Annotated in this window: 12 protein-coding genes and 2 pseudogenes; all 14 read right to left on the bottom strand. The window is 34.9% G+C overall.

Annotation, left to right across the window (positions count from 1 at the left end; translation table 11 throughout):
- Nucleotides 1–74: 74 nt before the first annotated feature.
- Complete coding sequence (gtfA, locus tag AC1F25_RS12955) at nt 75–1,535, bottom strand: sucrose phosphorylase (RefSeq protein WP_002335326.1); 1,461 nt, start codon at nt 1,533–1,535, stop codon at nt 75–77.
- The gene (locus AC1F25_RS12950; protein WP_002341307.1) at nt 1,532–2,752 is read right to left on the bottom strand and encodes an alpha-amylase family glycosyl hydrolase; all 1,221 of its coding nucleotides are present in this window, start codon (nt 2,750–2,752) and stop codon (nt 1,532–1,534) included. Before AC1F25_RS12950 ends, gtfA begins: the two co-directional genes overlap by 4 nt.
- A gap of 60 nt (nt 2,753–2,812) precedes the next feature.
- A complete protein-coding gene (locus AC1F25_RS12945; protein ID WP_002324534.1) occupies nt 2,813–4,996 on the bottom strand; it encodes an alpha-galactosidase in 2,184 nt (727 codons plus the stop codon).
- A 39-nt stretch (nt 4,997–5,035) separates the two neighbouring features.
- Nucleotides 5,036–5,866: a carbohydrate ABC transporter permease gene (locus tag AC1F25_RS12940; protein ID WP_002290368.1), complete on the bottom strand. Its 831-nt coding sequence runs from the start codon at nt 5,864–5,866 to the stop codon at nt 5,036–5,038.
- A gap of 11 nt (nt 5,867–5,877) precedes the next feature.
- Nucleotides 5,878–6,750, bottom strand: a complete 873-nt coding sequence (locus AC1F25_RS12935; RefSeq protein WP_002290370.1) for a carbohydrate ABC transporter permease — start codon at nt 6,748–6,750, stop codon at nt 5,878–5,880.
- Nucleotides 6,751–6,759: 9 nt separating this feature from the next.
- Complete coding sequence (locus AC1F25_RS12930) at nt 6,760–8,019, bottom strand: extracellular solute-binding protein (protein WP_002290371.1); 1,260 nt, start codon at nt 8,017–8,019, stop codon at nt 6,760–6,762.
- A gap of 147 nt (nt 8,020–8,166) precedes the next feature.
- A complete protein-coding gene (gene melA, locus AC1F25_RS12925) occupies nt 8,167–9,477 on the bottom strand; it encodes an alpha-glucosidase/alpha-galactosidase (RefSeq protein ID WP_002329911.1) in 1,311 nt (436 codons plus the stop codon).
- A 31-nt stretch (nt 9,478–9,508) separates the two neighbouring features.
- Entirely contained in the window at nt 9,509–10,333 is an 825-nt protein-coding gene (locus tag AC1F25_RS12920) for a carbohydrate ABC transporter permease (protein ID WP_002290373.1), read from the bottom strand.
- Nucleotides 10,334–10,348: 15 nt separating this feature from the next.
- Nucleotides 10,349–11,245, bottom strand: a pseudogene (locus AC1F25_RS12915) (carbohydrate ABC transporter permease).
- A gap of 82 nt (nt 11,246–11,327) precedes the next feature.
- Nucleotides 11,328–11,489, bottom strand: coding sequence for a hypothetical protein (locus AC1F25_RS12910; RefSeq protein ID WP_239658567.1), 162 nt, complete (start codon nt 11,487–11,489; stop codon nt 11,328–11,330).
- A gap of 62 nt (nt 11,490–11,551) precedes the next feature.
- Nucleotides 11,552–12,592, bottom strand: coding sequence for an extracellular solute-binding protein (locus AC1F25_RS12905; protein WP_239658566.1), 1,041 nt, complete (start codon nt 12,590–12,592; stop codon nt 11,552–11,554).
- A 137-nt stretch (nt 12,593–12,729) separates the two neighbouring features.
- Complete coding sequence (locus AC1F25_RS12900; protein WP_002338088.1) at nt 12,730–13,755, bottom strand: LacI family DNA-binding transcriptional regulator; 1,026 nt, start codon at nt 13,753–13,755, stop codon at nt 12,730–12,732.
- A gap of 244 nt (nt 13,756–13,999) precedes the next feature.
- Nucleotides 14,000–14,833 carry a LacI family DNA-binding transcriptional regulator gene (locus AC1F25_RS12895; protein ID WP_306297425.1) on the bottom strand — a complete coding sequence of 278 codons (834 nt, stop codon included), beginning with the start codon at nt 14,831–14,833 and terminating at the stop codon, nt 14,000–14,002.
- Between the two features lie 3 nt (nt 14,834–14,836).
- Nucleotides 14,837–15,284: pseudogene (locus tag AC1F25_RS12890) on the bottom strand (P-loop NTPase family protein); the annotation flags it as partial.
- Nucleotides 15,285–15,325 lie beyond the last annotated feature (41 nt).

Raw genomic sequence — 15,325 nt, 5'->3', positions numbered from 1 at the left:
ATGAGTCCTTTTTATTGGTCTTGGATAAGTCATCCAAGTGCTAGTATAAAGGATTTTTTGTTCTATGGAATAGGTTAAAATTTTAATGCAACACTAGTGAAAATTTTTATATCTTTAGACTCAATGATAAATTCTTTCGTATCCAAGTTAGCCGTTAATGTTGCACTATCACTACCGTTTTTATTTTTACGTGTAATCACTATTTCTGATTCTGATGGCGTTGCTACTTCAATCGTTCCATCCAAATCAAACGCCGCAGATTCATTTCTAAATTTTAAAAGTGCAAATAATTGTTGAATCACTGGCCGTTGCACTTCTTCTTCAATTTCGGCTAAATCATAGTAATGACGATTAATATTACGCCCTTCTTTCGTTGCTTCCAACAGTTCAATATCATTTTTTCCTGCTAATAACCCAACGTAATAAATTTGTGGAATCCCTGGCGCAAATACTTGAATCGCACGTGCTAACAGATAGCTACGGTCATTATCGCCTAATGCACTATAATAGGTGCTGTTAATTTGATAAATATCTAAATTATTGTAATTGGCACTTGAATAGACCTTCTTCACATTCGCCCCGACTTTATACAATTCCTCAGAGGTGTAATCCAATTCTTCATCTGTTAATAAATCACGAGCGTCCACAACACCAATTCCATCATGCGTATCCAATGTTGTAAACTGCTTCATCGGACTCATTTTCAACCAATTGGCTAAACGTTCTGATTTTCCACTATAAAGTGAATACAGAGTGACCATTGGCAAGGCGAAGTCATAGATATAATAATCATGATTGGCAATTTTCATTTGAATGGAATAATGCTCATGGATTTCTGGTAATAATTCGACGTCATATTTCGCTGCTTCTTGACGCACTTCGTCTAAAAGTTCCCAAATATCTGGTTCCACGAAGAAATCATTGGTATCTAATTTTTTAATCGCATAAGCAAACGCATCTAATCGAATTAAAGAACAGCCATGGTTCGCCATATCTTTGATGGTTTCTCGAATAAATTCTTTCACAACTTCTTTGGTCACATCTAAATCAATTTGTTCTTCCCCAAAGGTATTCCAAACCTCTTCTGTCGTACCATCCGCAAATTCTACCGTTTGAAACGGCGCTTTGTCTTTACGCTTGTAGATTAAATCAATATCTTCTTGTGTTGGTCGATTTTCTGGGAAAAATTCATGAATACGGATAAACATTTCTTTGTATGGTGACTGCTCATGGTTTTTTTTGAAATCTTGGAAAAATTTTGATTCACGAGAAATGTGATTAATCATAAAATCAAACATCAAATAATAATCTTCACCTAATGCTTCCACATCTTCCCATGTTCCAAGAGCTGGATCAACTGTCGTATAATCACTCGGCGCAAAGCCTCGATCACCTGTCGATGGAAAAAAAGGCAACAGATGTACACCACCAATAACACCTTGTAAATGTTTGTCTAAGACTTGTTTTAATTCGCCCATGTTTTTTCCTAAACTATCTGCATAGGTGATGAGCATTGCTTCGTTTTTAATTTTCATAATTGTCCTCCATAATTAGCTAATACAATACTTTCAAACGGTCGTAAACGCAATTTTCGACTTTGATCTAATAAAACATCTTCATAATTATTGATTAATACTTGTTGGTACTGTTCATCTACATAATATTCTTGTTCTGTTGCTGTAACGTTTAAGATAACTAATACGATTTTATCTTCTAATTGGCGTTCATAAAGCAAAATATGTTCATTTTTATCTTTCACTGGTAGAAATTGTCCGTAGATTAGCACGTCTTTGTATACACTATTTTTTCTTAATTTAATTAATTGATGATAATAATTGAATACCGACTGTTGATTGGTTAACTGAGCTTCTGCATTGAGTTCTGGATAATTAGGATTTACTTTTAACCATACATTATCAGAAGTTGAGAATCTGGCATTTTTTTGCGTATTCCATTGCATAGGTGTGCGAGAATTATCCCGACTTCGTTTATTGACAGCTTTCAATGCTTGCTCTGGTGCCAATCCATATTCTAATGCCCGTTTATACTGAGAATGCGTAGCTACATCATCAAAATCTTCTAATGATGCCATTTCTATGTTGGTCATTCCTAGTTTTTGTCCTTGATAAATAAAAGGGGTACCTCTTAGTAACATAAAAAGCGTCGCCAACATTTTTTTACTATAATCATTGATCCATTCTTCTGGAATATATTTATTAATTGAACGTGGTTGATCGTGGTTTTCTAAATATAAGGCGCCCCAACCTTTATCTTGCGTAACTAATTGATTCGTAAAAATATTGGTACGCATATCCGTCCATGTCCATTGGCTATCTTTAAACCATTCACCAGTTTCAGGTACATCAATATCCGTATAACTAAAATCAAAAACCATCGAATAATAGCCATCTTCACCAATATATTCATCTAAACGTTCATTAGGAACATCGGCTTCTGCTACCGTCATACTATTATGTGGTTTAAATGTCCGCTCTCTCATTTCTTTTAACCACACTTCAATGCCCGACTGATTAAGAATCCAGGGCCCAATGAAGGCTAACCCATCTTCTCCATCAGATTCAAAGATGCCATACTCTAGTTTTTTTTTGATGTTTAATATCGCATCGATTCTAAATCCGCCTAGTCCTTTATCTAACCAATAGTTAATCATTGCATAGATTTCTTCACGTACTTCTTCATTTTCCCAATTCAAATCAGGCTGCTTTTTAGTAAATGCGTGTAAATAAAACATATTTTCTTCGTTTGGAATGAGTCTCTTTTGGTGTTGCACTTATATTGTAAATTCAAGCTACTATATCTGTTTCAAATAAAAGCGTTGTGTCGCATAATCACCATGTAGTTCTGAGTCAATATAAAAACCGAGATTCATCAATTCATCGCCAGCAAATGTTACATCTTCCATTTGATAAGTTGCTTCTTCTGCTAATCCTGCTAATTTCAATGTGACTAATGGATGCGCAGCTTCTGCTAATACTCGGAAATAAAAGACCATGGCTTCTGTTTGGTCTTTTGAGACAAACATCCATGCAGTATCATTGCCTTCAAACGGACTTTCCAAGCGATAAAAAGTTCCATATTGCAAAAGTTGGCGATGCTTTTTATAAAAGGCAACTTGTTCTTTAATTTCTGCTTTTTCTTCAGAAGTTAATTGCGTTAGATCTAGCTCATAACCAAAAACACCAGCCATCGCAGCATTGCCACGAATAGTTAAACTCGTTTCTCTTCCTGTTTGATGATTTGGGACTGCTGAAACATGCGCACCCATACTTGAAATTGGATACACTAAGCTGGTTCCATATTGAATTTTCAGACGAGCCACGGCATCGGTATTGTCGCTCGTCCAAGTTTGTGGCATGTAATACAAGAAACCTGCATCAAAACGACCGCCTCCACCCGAACAACTTTCAAATAAAATAGTTGGATAATTCGTTGTTAACTTTTCTAAAAATTCATATAACCCTAACATATAACGATGAGCCACTTCACCTTGCATCGTTGAGTCCAACAAGACAGAATAGACTTCTGTCATATTTCGATTCATATCCCACTTCACATAATCAATCGGTACACGATCAAAAATCGCCGTCATTTGTTGATAGATATTATCACGAACATCTTGTCTTGAAAAATCAAGAACATATTGATTTCGACTAATTGAGCGGTCACGACCTGGAATACCCAATGCCCAATCTGGATGTGCTCGAAATAGTTCACTATCTTCAGAAATCATTTCCGGTTCAAACCAAATCCCAAATTTCATCCCGTTATCATGCACTTGCTTGGCTAAATTTTCCAAACCACAAGCAAGTTTGCCTTCTGTTTCAACCCAATCACCTAATGAAGTGAAGTCATTTTCACGACCGCCAAACCAACCATCATCTAAAACAAACATTTCAATGCCCAAGTTCTTCGCATCATCGACAATATTCATGATTTTTTCTTCGTTAAAATCAAAATACGTTGCTTCCCAGTTGTTGATTAACGTGGGACGTTCTTGTAAACGATAGTTTCCACGAATTAAACGGTGATTATACAATTCATGATACGTCTGTGATAACGTATTCAGACCTTCATTACTATAAACCATCACGACTTCTGGCGTTTGAAATGAGTCGCCAGTTTTTAGTTGCCAACCAAAATTAAATGAATTAATTCCCATAATGACCCGTGTTTGGTCAAATGGATCTTTTTGAATCACCGTTTCGTGATTACCGCTATAAACTAAATTAAATCCATATGCCTCTCCTTGAAATTCATCTGTTTTGGCATCTACTAAAGCAACAAACGGATTTTGTTGATGGCTGCTTGATCCGCGTTTACTATCTAATACTTTTATCCCTGTATGAATTTTTTCTCTAGTCATTTGACGTTCTCTTGCCCAGGTACCATTTAAATGAATTAACTCGAGTGGACGATTTGGAAAATCAATTGATTGACTAGCTAAGCGGTTAATCTCCACTGTTTCATCACTATTATTTACTAATTGCGTAGAACGAATAATTACACTGTGATTTTGATAAATTGTGTAGAACAACTGTAAAGTCAATCCACTAATCGCGTCTTTCAATTGAATAATCAGCGTTTCAGCTTCATCATCATCTTCCGTATATAAGGCTGGCAATCCCGCTAAGCTGGGCTTTCCTTTTTGAATTTCGTAGCTATCATAACGAAAATCATTTACACGACTACCGTTTCCTAATTTAATATTATGCGCCGGTTCTCTAAAATCACCATGTCCATATCCTGGAAATTCTAATGGTAATGTATCTAAAGATAATAAACGATCTTGCGCATTTGCATTGTTGGGTGAGAAGGAACGATCTGTTCGGGGGTAGCGATACCCACCAGAATAGTGCGTAATCTTTTTTCCAAAATAAAGATGCGTTAAATAATTATTTTCTTCGATTCCTAATAGATAGCTAATTTTTTTATTTTGTAAATGAAATGTTTGTGTGTGATTGTCAAATATAATCATAAGTTTATGAACTCCTTTATAATGAGAATAATTTATTGGTTATTTCACTGCTCCATTGCTCATTCCAGCTATAATACTTCTTTGGAAAGCAAGATAAACTAGTGTAATCGTGACAATTCCTACTGTATAGGAAGCAAAACTTGGACCATAGTCGTTAAAATATTGTCCCGTATAATTATATTGAAACAATGGTAGTGTCCACATATTAGAATCACGATTTAAAATTAATAATGGTAGCATGAAATCATTCCAAAACCATAGAGCATTAAGAATAATAGTCGTCGCATGCATTGGTTTTAACATTGGGAAAACAATTTTGAAATAAGTTGTAAAGTGACTAGCCCCATCAATTTCAGCAGCCTCATCCAGACTGATAGGCACATTTAGTTTAATAAAACCAACATATAAAAATAGTGTCTGTGGTACGGCATAAGTGAGATAGAGTAAGATTAATCCCCACATATTTGCTAAACCAATTTTACTCATCATAACGGTAATCGGAATCATAATTACTTGGAAAGGAACAAAAATTCCTAAAATTAAAAATAAATACATCAATCCGTATGCTTTCCCACGAGTCATTTTTCTTGCTAGTGAATAAGCAGCCATAGGAATAATTGCTGTCACAGCAACTACTGCAATGATTGTGATGATTGCCGAATTCCAAAAGTAATGACCAATTCCATCCGCTAACAATCTTCGGAAATTTTCCAAAGTCGCTGGATTAGGAAAACGAAAGAAATTATTCATAATATCGGGTGTTGTTTTAAATGAACCGAATAGCGTTGAAACTAAGGGAACTAAAATCATGAAGCCCCCTAATAATAAAAGCAAGTATTTAGAAATATTTTTTTCTTTTGATGTTTTCATTGGGAAACCTCCTAGATTTCAAATTTTTTCGATAATTTTAATTGTGCCAGTGAAACAATCCCAATTAAGATAAATAAGACTAAAGCAATAGCATTCGCATAACCAAACTGATTGTTTTTAAAAGCATAATTATAAACAAGTAACCCCAAAGATGTTGTGGCATCGCTTGGTCCACCACCAGTTAAAGCAAAAATTTGATCAAATGCTGTTAAGCCACCTTTTAATGCCATAATAAATACCATTGAAATACTTGGTAATAAGTAGGTGATTTCAATATTCCAAAAAATTTGCTTATCATTCGCCCCATCCATTCTAGCAGCTTCAATAATTTCTTGTGGAATACTTTGAAAACCCGCTAAGAAAATGATGACTGGCATGGCAATTCCTTGCCAAAGTAAAACAAAAATTACTGCAAAAATCGCTCCCCATGTTGTTCCTAAAAGACTGGTTTGTAAAAATTCAATGCCTAACATACTACCAATTTTTGGTAAACCATAGTTAAAAATTTGTTTAAATACTAAAGAAACAACCACGCCCGATAAGACCGCTGGAAAAAAGAACCATGCTCTAAAGAATGTTTTCCCTTTAATATTTGCGTTCAACGCCCGCGCAATCAAAATACCAAAACCAATTTGTCCAGCAATCATGCAAAGCGTCACAATTAAAGTGAAGCCAATCGATTTGATAAACTTCGGATCAGAAAAAAGAATCTTATAATTGTTCAAACCCACAAAATCAAAATTATAAGTCAGACCAGTCCAATTAGTTAAACTGTAAAAAGCACCTTGAACCATTGGAAAGTAGAAAAAAATCATCTGCAAAATAATTGGAATTGCTACAAAAATGATTGCCCAGTAACGATTTAAAATTTCTTTTATTTTCATTTTATTTTCCTACCTTCCGTCAGCTTTCATTGGATTAAAGAAAGCATTTAATGCGTTAATCATGGCTTTTTGATTGCCATTGTGTAAATAATTTGTTGTTAAGGTATAAAAATCATTTTCACTATTCCAATCTTTGGCTAACCAAACTAAATGACGATCAGTAAAAGCAAGTTCAGTTAAACCACTTAATGGTGAATCCTGAGTATTCTCGATAACGCCCTCAACAGCACACGGTGCACCATCTACATCATAATATTTCTGCATCGCTTCAGGTGTTGTCATATATTCTACAAAACGTTTGGCTTCTTCTTTATGTTGAGAAGTTGCAGAAACTGATAAGGCTAGGTCTCCTGCGCCAATCGTTAGACTTTGACCTGCTTCATCTGCTGGAAAAGGAAAAGTTCCTACTTCAAAATCTGGATTTTGTGAATGAATCATCGGCATTGCCCATGAACCATTCGGCATAATCAACGCATCACCTTTTGTAAAAGTAACTACTGTATCGTTATAACCGGCACCTTGCCAGTTGTTTTGCAAAGCTTTTGGTTCTCTTAACAAATCTAATCGATTAAAATCTTTTTGCATTTCTTTGCTTTCAGCATTAATTCCATTAACTTCTGAGAAACGCCAAACATTGTTCGCTTCCTCTTCACCACCAGCAGCAGTCGCTATAGCTAGTTGGTGATAACCATTTAAAGTCCAGCCTTCTGCTCCTGCAATCGCAAACGGTACTTTGTTTTGATCTTTAATCTCAGCTACTATTTTTTCAAATTCTGCCCAAGTTTCTGGTGCTTGAATCCCCATTTCCTCAAAAGCAGTTTTGTTATAGTAAAAACCATAGACATTAGCGGTTAATGGTATGCTATATACACGATCCTCAATAGCAAAACGTTGTGCATATCCATTTTTGATATTCTCTAAATACGGTTCTTCGGTTAAGTCCTCTAAATAACCAGCTTTCGCCCATTCTTTCAATTCTATACTTTGAGGATAAAGATTAATGACATCTGGTACATCGCCTGCAAGCATACGTGTTTTAATTACTTCACCAGCATTCGGTACATCCACAACTTTTACATGAATATCAGGGTTTTTTGCTTCAAAATCTTTAGCAATCTCCTGAATCGTTTGAGTCATTTCTTTTTTTTGATTAAAAAACTCTATTTCTACCTTACCGCTTGCATCTTCCTGATTTTTTCCACAAGCAGTCAAAGAGATCGTTGCTCCTAGTGCTATACAAGCTAAAATAATTTTTTTAGACCACTTCATTTTATGCTCCTCCTTATACAATTTGAATGCGTTTTCTTTTTGTTAACACTAATGTAACTGTTTACTAAGTGTTTTGTCAATATTTTTACTAAATTTAACTAAGAAAAGAGTAAGGAATTGAAAATTCCTTACTCTTTCAGCTTCTTTTTAATTATATTCAGGTAAATAGTCCCCATGTGCTTCGATTAAATCATCCACTAAATTTTTGATATCTGTTAAAGACAATTCAGATGATAGATGTGGATCTAAATACGCTGCTTGATAAATTTTTGATTTATCTAGTGTTAAAGCGGCTTCTACTGTCAGTTCTTGAACATTGATATTCGTCCGATTTAAAGCAGCTAATTGTGTTGGCAATTCACCGACATAGGTTGGTTGCACGCCATTTTTATCGACTAAACAAGGTACTTCCACACAAACATCTGTCGGTAAGTTTGTGATTAAGCCTTTATTTAAGACATTTCCTGCAATCACTGACGGAGTTCCTGTCGTAATAGAATCCATGATATATGAAGCATATTCACGGCTTCTCGTATGTGTTAACTCCCCATTATTTACAATGTCCTCTCGCATGCTTTCCCAATCATTAATTTGTTGTTCACAACGACGTAAGTATTCATCCAACGGAATCCCTAATTCGTCAATCAATTCTGGGTATTTTGATTTAATAAAGTATGGATGGTATTCTGCATTGTGTTCACTTGATTCTGTAATATAGTAACCAAAACGTTTCAACAATTCAAAACGTACAGAATCTGGATGTGGATTTGGTTTTTCTGCAGCTAACTGACGAATTGTTGGATAGAAATCTTCCCCATTTTTTGTAATTTCCAACAAGAATGCCATATGATTAATGCCTGCAATTTTCCATTGAAAGTCATTTAAGTCATATTGATCGGCTATTCCTAAATGCTCAAACAATTCTGGTACGCATACTTGAACGCTATGACATAAACCAACAGTCTTAATACTCGTCGCTTTTAAAACACCCATGGTTAACATCGCCATCGGATTTGTATAGTTCAATAACCAAGCATTTGGACAAACTTCTTCCATTTCTTTAGCAAAGTCTAACATTACTGGTAGTGTCCGTAGGGTTCTAAAAATCCCACCAATCCCCATGGTGTCACCAATAGTTTGTCGCAACCCATATTTTTTAGGAATATCAAAATCAATCACTGTTGAAGGTTTATAACCACCCACTTGAATAGCATTGATAACAAAATCAGCCTCTCTTAACGCTTCTTTGCGATCATAATAAGAAACAATATCAGCACGATTTTCATTCGAATTTTTATTAATATTTTTAAGCATTAAATTTGATTCTTTTAGTCGTTTTTCATCAATATCGTACAATGCAATATGTGCATCTTGTAGACTTGGAGTTAACATCGCATCGCCTAATACGTTTTTTGCAAAAATAGTACTTCCTGCACCAATAAATGTAATTTTTGTCATGTACTTACTCTCCAATCACTAATTAATAGTTTTATAATTTACCACCTGTTGTAGCAATTCCTTCAATGAATTTTCTTTGGAAAACGATGAATATCACAACTATTGGCCAAATTGCTAATAACGAACCTGCCATTAATTGTGGGAAGTTCGTGGCATATTGTCCTTGTAAGTTTGCTAATCCCGGAGCTAAAGGCATCTTATCAATTGAAGTATTGACAATCAATGGCCACATTAAATCTTTAAATGCAAACAACGCTGTGAATATTCCAAGTGCAACCAATCCTGATTTAGCAAGCGGCAACATAATTTTGAAAAAGATCGTCCAAATATTGGCACCTTCTAAATAGGCCGCTTCCTCCAATTCATCAGGTAAACCTAAGAAAAATTGTCTTAATAAAAACGTACCAAACGCACTAACTACCCCTGGTAATATTAATGCTGGAATTGTATTTAAAATACCCAATTTTTGTGCTAATAAATACTGTGGAGTAATAAAAATGGAACCGGGAATCATCATTTGAATAAGTACTAAGCTGAAAAGGATATTTTTCCCTGGAAAACTTAGACGCGCACAAGCATATGCAGCCATTGCTGAAAATAAAACCGAGCCAATCACTCGTCCAACAACCATTAAAAATGTATTGATATAAAAAGCCATGAATGGTAATAAATCAAGTACTTGTTGATAGTTACTTAGCTGAAATTTCTCAGGGAAAATTGTAGGTGGAATTTGGGTAGATTCAACCAACGTTTTCCCTGAAGTTAAAATCATCCAAATAAAAGGTAATGCCATTGCAATACCACCTAAAATAAGCATGATATGGATTGGCGCATTTGAAAAAAATTTATTTTTCATAATTTGATAGCCTCCTTAATAGTTTACCCACTTTTTCTGCAACTTCATTTGAATTGCAGTAATAATTAATATAATCACTAAAAGGAACATAACGATTGCCGAACCATATCCCTTGTCATTTAAAATAAATGAATGTTTATAGAATAAATAGGCTAATGATTGTGATTTAAACATGGCGGTACTATTAGGGGTAATCATCATAAAAATAACATCAAATACTTGGAAAGCATTGATAACTGTTGTTACAACTACAAAAAATAATGTTGGTGTAACTAATGGTAACGTAATGTTGAAAAACTGCTGGATTGGACTAGCACCATCAATTTCCGCTGCTTCATAATAATCTTTAGGAATTTCTTATAAGCCGGCTAGTAATAACACCATGTTATAACCAATAGCACTCCAAACTCCTACAATGATAATAGAATAAATCGCAATCGATGGATCCGTTAACCATGCTGGTCCATCGAGACCTATTTTAGCCAACATGTTATTAATCAGTCCATAATCATTATTGAACATCCAGCGCCAAATCATTGCGACTGCGGATGGTGCAGCAACGACTGGTAGAAAATAAATTGTCCGATAAATCGACAACCCTTTAACTTTTCTATTCATTAAAACTGCCACCAACAAGGATAATACAACAATACTAGGTATCGAAACCACTGCATAAATTAATGTGTTTAATAAAGACTGAAAAACTTCACCGTCTGCAAACATTTTTTGGTAATTTCTTAATCCGACCCATTCAGTATCACCGAACCCTACCGTTTTTTGAAAACTTAAAATTGCTGTTTGAATTGCTGGCCATATATTTAATAAAATTAATCCTAATGCCGTTGGAAAAATAAAAATATAGCCCCATATCACTTGATCTTTACGATATTTTCCAAAAATTCGATTTTTCATAATATCCCCCTTTTTGGTATTCATCCATTAATATACAGACGAAATAGAATCCTTTCGCCTGTATATTGTATAATTAACTAATTTAATTTCCGCTCAATATCGCATTGACTTCTTTTTCAATTTGAGCGGTTCCATCTTCAACAGTTACTTCACCAGACAGAATACGGTTAATAATTTGAACTTCTGCTTGTTCAGCTCGTAATCCATCTTTATTGTATGGACGAGGGACTCCATACTCCAACATTTTTCCAAAAGCACTCAAATCAATTGTATCTGAAGAAGCAGCCCACTCGTCTTCAAAGCCTTTTAGTGCTGGGATTGATGCCCCGTTTCCGCTTGGATTTTATTGGCGTCCTCACTAGCTAAAAATGCCATTAGTTTTTTCACTTCTTCTGGGTATTTTGTATTCGCACTGGCAGCCCAACCAAGTCCATTTGTAATTGTTGCATTAACTTTTCCCTTAGGTAACACGGCAGAAGCAACATTTTCAACTAGATAGTCATTTTTCAAAAATCCCGGTGCAAACCAGTTTCCTTCAATCATCATTGCTAATCTACCTGATTGAAAACGACTTAACTTATCAGGATCTTGTAATTCTGTAATTGTTGGTGAAGCATGATCAACAAGTGCAATATCTCGATAAAAAGCTAAAGCTTCTTGTGCTTCTGGGGTATTCAAACCTGATTTTGTATTGTCATCGGCAAATACTTCTCCCCCATTTTGATAAATAAATGGCCAGTAGCCAGTCTCTGTTCCAATATGTGATGCAAAACCATAGATGCCTTTTGATTCATCTGTTAAATCAATTGCAGCTTGTCTGAGTGTTTCCCATGTCCATGTTTCATCTGGATAATCGACACCTGCATTATCAAATAATTCTTTGTTGTACCATAGCCCCACTACAGAAGCATCTTTAGGGATTGCGTATAGTTCGTCTTCAAGCGTATAGAAATCAGCAATTCCTTCAGTAAAGTTTCCCATGTCAATATCATTTTCTTTGATAACATCATCAAGTCCCATCAAAGCATTCTGTGACATATATTTATAGGATTCGCTAGAGTGCATGGTTACTACATCTGGCATATTACCTCCCGTTGTTGCAGCTTCTAATTTAACCCAATATTGATCCCAAGGCGTTGTCTCCATTTCTACTTTGATATCAGGATTTTGTTTTTCAAATTCATCTAACATTTTTCTTAGTCCTGGAGCTTGGTCAGTATCCCAACTCGCATAGCTTAAAGTTACTTGCCCGTCTTTAGAATTACTATCTCCCCCACCACATGCTGCGAGTAATGTCCCAGTTAAAACAGCTATCCCTGTTAAAGCTATTTTTTTGAAATGTTTCATCTTAATTCCTCCTGTTTTGAATGCGTTTTCTTTTTGTTAACAACACCATAACTGTTTACTTAATGTTTTGTCGAGATTTTTTACTAAAAATATTAGTAAACAAAAAAGTAAACACCCTTTTTTGGATGTTTACTTTTTTAATCGATATTTTTTTCACTTTCTCTAACAATAATATTATTAGAAACAATCACTTTGATCGAAACATTTCTAACTTCTTTTATTCGTTCATTAACCATGCGAACTGCTAGTTTTCCAATTTCTTCTGTATTCACATTCACCGTATTTAATGCAGGTGTTAAAAATTCAGCAACTTCAATATTATCAAAACTCACAATCGAAATATCTTCTGGAATATGTAGACCATTTTTTTGAAGTGAACGATAAACCCCCACAGCAATAGGATCATTTCCTACCATGATAGCAGTCGGCAACTTATCTTTAGCATGTTTTTTCAAAAGTAAATCTGCTGCCTGCATTCCGTCAAGTGTGGTCCAGCCTTCTAAATAAATTTGACTATATTTTTCTAATCCTTTTTGTTTCATCCACGTCTCATAGGCTATTTTTCGATAATCATCATCTGACACGTGTTTATTTCCTTGGCTATCTAAACGAACACGTCCTCCTCCGATAAACGCAATGTTTCGGTGTCCTTTTTTATACAATCGATCTAAATGCTGATTCGTTGCTTTTGTTAAATCAGTATAAACTGCATCTACTTCAGCTTCAATACTAGGGTCATCAATCACTACGACATTCGAATTAATTGCTGATACTTCTTCAATCACAGAAGATAGCACCTGCCCAATAATCAACACACCTTGACATTTTAGCAAATCGTCTTGCTCCAACGGTGTTTCTGACAAACGAATAATTTTCTTCAAATTGACTTTGCTTTGTTCTGCTTCGACTTGAATCCCTCTGCGAATCGTTCGAAAATAGGGATCTTCCAACTCATCTACTTCAGAAACTGTCGTTATTAATGCAATATTTGTTAAATTTTTTGCAACGGGACTTTTTTTGACATAATGATAAAAATTAACCGATTCTGCAATCTTTCGTTTGGTTTCATCGGTTACTGAAAGTGTCGGATCCTCATTTAGCACGCGCGATACTGTTGCAATGGACACACCCGCCCGTTTTGCAACATCCCTAATTCCTACCATAATAGCTCCTCTTTTCATATTTGAAAGTGTTTACTAACATATAATCATACATTTTGAAAATAAGCAAATTTCGTTAAAAATAGGCACTGTAATCATAATTAAAAACAAGAAAAAATATCCGAACAATTTAGAGTAAATAATGCTAATTCTAGTGAATTTGCGACGAGGAACTGCTAGATCACAGTTCATTCTCTCTATCGTTCGGATATTTTATTGTTAACTATACTTATTTCACAGAGCTTTTTTATTTGATTTTGTGAACAGAGTCTCGAGAAATCAATTCTCCCTCTAATAGTAGTACTTGATTTTTTATTTCTTCTTGTTTGGCCAGTCCAATCAGTTGGTGAAAAGCAATCGCCCCCTTGTTACCTGGATTTAGTCGTATTGTTGTCAACGCAGGATCCATTAATTCTGCAAAAGTAATATCATCAAATCCAATAATCGATAATTGTTCCATCACTCGTTTATTCTTATTTTTTAAAAATTTTACTAATTTAGCCGCTAAATAATCTCCAGTAACAACAATTGCAGTAAATTCAGCTAATTCTTGATAAATTCGCTCAAATTCAGAGTTGTTATATATCCAATGCGATTTAAAGGTTAAATGATATTTCTTTAATGTATCGATATAAGCTTGATGTCGTTCTTGAATAACACTTGGTTCACCTACAATGTAGTCAAAAGAAAGAAACGCTATTTTCTCATGACCATAATGAATCAAATGTTCCACTGCCAATGTACTAGCTTGGTAATCATTTGTATTTACAAATAAACGATTCATTTGTTGTTCAAGTTCTCTTAATGTCTCTTTTGAAAGATGCGTATCAATATAAACAACAGGACCATCAAAAACGTTATTTAATTCCAAAAATTCTTTTACACGTACACCAACAACAATGAACCCCTCAAAACGCCAATTTCTCTGAATAGTTTTAACATCTTCTGCTGAATTAACATTATGCACCAATACAAAATAACCATGATTCTTTGCCTGTTCCTCAATTCCAGACAAAACTTCTGCGGTAAATGGATCAGAAAATACAAAATCAGCATTATCAATAGCCGAAAAATAAAGCAATCCTATTAAAAATGCAATCGTCTTACCGATTCCCTGACAGACAGAACACATTCCACTAGGATCATTAAATGAATAAGCATTTGCATATCCTAAACTAGGTGTTGCAAAACATGAAAACAACACACGAAATAACGCATTGATGTTAGTAATCGTCCCTAACGTTGAGCGCGCACTGCCACCAATCTTCTTTTGATTGACCACAATCGCCGTAGAAAGATTATCAATCTCATCAACCTCTGGACGACTGTATTTAGGTAAAAATAAACGGGTAAAACTATCATAGGTGTCATTCAGTTGACGACCAGCTTCTTGGGTAATAGTATCAAAAACAATCGATGATTTTCCTGAACCAGATACGCTGGTAAAAATACTAATTTTATTTTTGGGAATTTTGAGACTGACATTTTTAAGTTGTTTCTCTTGCGTGGATAATTTCAATATACTCGTTCATTTGGTACTCCCCTTTATTTTGAAATAGTTGAGAATGTTTCA

Source organism: Enterococcus sp. M-BR2 (genome assembly GCF_056612775.1).
The sequence above is the reverse complement of the archived record's forward strand: the minus strand, read 5'-3'. Positions and strand labels throughout refer to the sequence as shown.